Origin of the sequence: Bacillus hominis (assembly GCF_018332515.1) — a bacterium.
Classification (GTDB): domain Bacteria; phylum Bacillota; class Bacilli; order Bacillales; family Bacillaceae_G; genus Bacillus_A; species Bacillus_A hominis.
Genome location: NZ_BOQD01000532.1, coordinates 1 through 621, shown reverse-complemented (window position 1 = coordinate 621; position 621 = coordinate 1). Strand labels below are relative to the sequence as shown.

The following is a 621-nucleotide window of genomic DNA, read 5'->3' as shown; positions in this document are numbered from 1 at the left end:
TTTATAACGCTCTGGGTTTTAAGAGCATGGATGGAGTGGAAATATGATAGGGAATCGAAAGAATACATCCTTTCAATAATTGCATTGGTTGCAATTGTTTTAATGGTTTCAATACTATTTTACTTCGCTTCACCTGCTGCATAACGATATAATTATTGATGTAAGAAGTATAAGGGGATGGATTAAGTTGGATTTAAACGTGATTTTAGAATGGATTCATGAAAAATGTGAAGAGCAATCACTTATAATAATTAGTATCGATGGTACGATTAATGCGATAACTAATTGATAAGCAACCATTTATCTATGTGTAAATGGTTGCTTATCATGTGTATGAAGTTCGGTCTTCGCAGTTTAATCATTTATTTTAGCCAAGATGGATTTAATGAAATTTATTTTATCCTCTGCATACGTATGTTTATCATTAGGATTAGCTTTTGAAAGTTGAATCTTTAACTGTTCATACTGCATACGAGAAGTTTTATTGCCTATTAAGTAATCTTTGAATTTTAATTGCTCCATTAAATATGTATTCCCTTGTTCATACATATGAATTTGATGAGTTCTCGGCTCTCCTTTATTGAAATAATATCGTTCAGGTAATACACCTTTTCTGTATTT

2 protein-coding genes are annotated in these 621 nt (G+C 30.8%); one reads left to right on the top strand and one right to left on the bottom strand.

What is annotated here, in order from left to right; translation table 11 throughout:
- Window positions 1–144, top strand: a 144-nt coding sequence (locus KI356_RS27160; protein ID WP_212936999.1) for a DUF4181 domain-containing protein, incomplete at its 5' end; no start/stop codon positions are given.
- Window positions 145–354: 210 nt separating this feature from the next.
- On the opposite strand, the gene KI356_RS27155 is transcribed toward KI356_RS27160, so the two are convergent.
- Window positions 355–621: GrpB family protein (locus KI356_RS27155; protein ID WP_212936998.1), on the bottom strand; the 267-nt coding region annotated here is incomplete at its 5' end.